The sequence below is a fragment of the Bifidobacterium sp. POST2/T3 (B1) genome (genome assembly GCF_058197115.1).
The window spans coordinates 1-3,407 of record NZ_JBVPQK010000283.1; the positions used below are offsets into that span (position 1 = coordinate 1).

Here is a 3,407-nt window from a genome sequence, read left to right on the forward strand (position 1 = left end):
CGGCCGGGGTCGGTCAGCCGGGATCCCGAGTTGATGCAGAGCAGGGCGTCCTGGGCCGAGGCATCCTCCTTGCGCACGTAGTGCGAGTCGTTGGTGGCCACCAGGGGGGCATCCAGACGACGGGCGATCTCCAGCAGATCCTTGGTCACCCGGTGCTCGATCTCCAGCCCATGGTCCATCAGCTCGACGTAGTAGTTCTCCTTGCCGAAGATGTCCTGGAACTCCCCGGCGGCCCGCAGGGCCTCGTCGAACTGGCCCAGCCTCAGCCTGGTCTGGACGATGCCCGAGGGGCAGCCGGTGGTGGCGATGACCCCCTTGTGATAGGTGGATAGCAGGTCCTTGTCCATGCGGGGCCACTTGCCGACCAGACCCTCCAGGTTGGCCACAGATGAGGCTTTGATCAGATTGACCAGGCCCGTGTCGTCACTGGCCCAGAGGGTCATGTGGGTGATGAAGCCGCCGCCGGAAACATCGTCAGAGCGCTGCTCGTCGGTTCCCCAGTGCACCCGGCTCTTGTCCTGGCGGGCAGTCTCAGGGGTCACGTAGGCTTCAATGCCGATGATGGGCTTGATGTCAGCATCTACAGCCGTGCGCCAAAGCTCATAGGCCCCGTGCATGTTGCCGTGGTCGGTAATGGCTACGGCCGGCTGCCCCAGCCGTCCCACCTCGGCAACCAGGTCGGGGATCCTGCTGGCCCCGTCCAGGGTGGAATAGTGGGTGTGGGTGTGAAGATGAACGAAGTCTGACCGGGTTGAGGACATATCTCCAACTTACCCAGGACCCTGGCCGAATCGCCGGCGTCCGCTAGCTGCGTATACCACTGGCGCTCTGGCGCTCAATCTGCAGAGAGCGGCGCAGATCAACCGGGTAGGAGGAGACCACCTTGGTCCAAATCTTGGTGCGGGGATGGCGGAATTCCAGGCGCATGGCATGCAGCCACTGCCGCTTCAGGCCCAGCCTGTCCGCCAGGTCGGGGTTAGCCCCATACATGTGGTCGCCTACCAGGGGATGGCCTATGGAGGAGAAGTGCACGCGTATCTGATGTGTGCGCCCAGTCTCCAGATTGACGCTGACCAGGGTGGCCGAGCCGAAGCGCTCCAGCACATCCCAGTGAGTGATGGCCTCCTTGCCTGCAGGGGTGACCGTGAAGCGGAAATCCGAGACCCGGGCCCGGCCGATGGGGGCCTCGATGGTGGCCTTGTCCTCGGAAAGATTGCCCTGGACCAGGGCGTGGTAGATCTTGACCACCTCATGTCGGGCGAACTGCCGACGCATCTCCTTATAGGCCAGGTCGGACTTGCAGACCAGCATGAGGCCACTGGTGCCAGCGTCCAGGCGGGAGACGATGCCCTGGCGGCCCTGGGCCCCCATGGAGGTGATGTGGGTGCCCCGCTGCAGGAGGCTGCCCAGAACGGTTGGCCCAGTCCAGCCTATGGAGGGATGTGCCGCCACCCCAACTGGCTTATCGACAACGACTACGTCCTCGTCCTCGTAGACCACGGGCATGTCCTCGGCCACGGGCTCCACCTGTTTGGCTTGCTCAGGCTCGTCCAGCTCTATCAGATCGCCACTCATCAGGGTGGTGGCCTTGTTCACCCGGCGGCCCACGATCCGCACATGGCCCTGGGCCACCAGTTCGCTGGCCTTGGCCCTGGACAGGCCCAACATCTTGGACAGGGCCATGTCCAGGCGCCGACCCACCAGGGCATCCGGCGCGGGAAGAAGCCGGGTCACTTGGCCGCTCCACCATGTTCTTTGGGCCTGTCCCTGTCGCTGAATCGCACATTGCAGATGATGAGCACCACTACGGCCACGCCTGCCAAGGTCAGATAGACATCGGCCACATTGCCCACTGACCAGCCGTAGTCCAGAAAGTCGACCACGGCACCGTCAAGAAAACCGGAGGCATAGGCCACCCTGTCGATCAAATTGCCTGCTGCCCCGGAGAAGGCCAGTGAAAGAACCAGGGTCCATACCATGGAGGTGGTGCGCAGAGCCAGAACAATGATGAGCAAACAGGCTGCCAGGGCGATCAGGGATATGATCCAGGTACTCCCCGACCCCAATCCAAGAGAAGCTCCGGGGTTGCGTACCAGACGCAGTCCACGCAATGGTCCAGGCAGAGCCACCCTCACGCCGTTGCCCAGCCACACCAGAGCCAGGGCCTTAGTCAGCTGATCAAGGGCTATAGCCACTGCCGCCAGAGCGACGAAGACGGCCACGCGCCCGCGCAGCCGTCTCATAGATGTGTTCTTCGTCATTACCGGATGGAATCAGTGGGCCTGTTCGGACTTCTTTTCCATGGACTGGTAATTGCTGGTGTCCGAGATCTGGTTGATCAACTGGTTGAGGAACTCGGTCAGCTTGCTGCGGTAGCCCGCCTCGAACTGCTTGAGCCCCTGGATGTTCTCCTCCAGAACCTTGGACTGATCCATGAGCTTGTTCTTGACATCGGCGGCATAACGGTCGGCGCTGTCGCGTGTGTTCTTGTCGTACTCCTGTGCCCGGGTCTGCACCTGGGTCTCGTACTCGTCGGCCTGGGTGTGCTGGCGCTTGGAATAGGCGTCAGCATCGGAACGGGTCTTAACTGAGTACTCGTCGGCCTGAGAACGTACGCGCTGCGAGTAGCCATCGGCCTCGGAGTGCACTCGCTTGGAGTACTCGTCCACCTCGGCGCGGGTTCTCTTGGAGTAGTCCTCAGCCTTCTTGACGATGTCGTCATGCTGGGCGTGGCCCTCGGCCACCAACTGTGAGGCGTTGGCCTTGCCCTTGTCCACGTACTGATCATGCAATTGCATAGCCAGGGTGAGCATGGCGGTGGCTCTTTCGGGTTCGCTGCTGGCCTCGGCGCCAGCACCTGCAATCCGCTGCAGGCTGCCCGTTTCGGTGGAGGGCTCAGCCTTGGAAACCTGCTGGCGCAACTGCTCCTCGCGCTTGCGCGACTCCTCCAGCTGCTTGTTCAACTGTTCTGTGCGCTGCTGCTGCTCCTGAGAGGCCTTCTGAGCCTGGGTGATCTGCTGGCGAGCTGTAGCCATGCTCTGCTGGGAGGCATTGAGCTGGTTGGTCAGAGCCTGGACCTGCTGGCGGGCCTGATCGCGTTCCTTTTGCATGGCCGTCAGCTGGTTGGTCAGAGCCTGTGTGTTGTTGCCCGCGGCGGCCTGAGCAGTCAGCTGGTCGATCTGGGAGTTGAGTTGCTCGACCTGACGCTTGAGCTGGTCGTTCTGGGAGGCCAGGGTCTTGACCTGACTCTGGGACTCGGCCAGCAGCCGCTTGGTCTGCGCATCCACGGCCGGTTGCGGGGCTGCGGAGCCTTGGGCCTGTTTCAGATCCCCATTCTCCTTTTGCAGCGATTCCACCTGAGCCGTCAGATCGGAGATCTTGGAGTTCAACGAGGCCACATCGGTGCC

General features: G+C 62.5%; 4 protein-coding genes. All 4 read right to left on the reverse strand.

Annotation, left to right across the window (positions count from 1 at the left end):
• Positions 1–761: PHP domain-containing protein (locus AC0AP0_RS10545; RefSeq protein WP_490430428.1), on the reverse strand; the 761-nt coding region annotated here is incomplete at its 3' end.
• Positions 762–804: 43 nt separating this feature from the next.
• Positions 805–1,734: an RluA family pseudouridine synthase gene (locus tag AC0AP0_RS10550; protein ID WP_490430429.1), complete on the reverse strand. Its 930-nt coding sequence runs from the start codon at positions 1,732–1,734 to the stop codon at positions 805–807.
• The gene (locus AC0AP0_RS10555; protein ID WP_110412576.1) at positions 1,731–2,243 is read right to left on the reverse strand and encodes a signal peptidase II; all 513 of its coding nucleotides are present in this window, start codon (positions 2,241–2,243) and stop codon (positions 1,731–1,733) included. Before AC0AP0_RS10555 ends, AC0AP0_RS10550 begins: the two co-directional genes overlap by 4 nt.
• 30 nt (positions 2,244–2,273) lie before the next feature.
• Positions 2,274–3,407: DivIVA domain-containing protein (locus AC0AP0_RS10560; RefSeq protein ID WP_490430430.1), on the reverse strand; the 1,134-nt coding region annotated here is incomplete at its 5' end.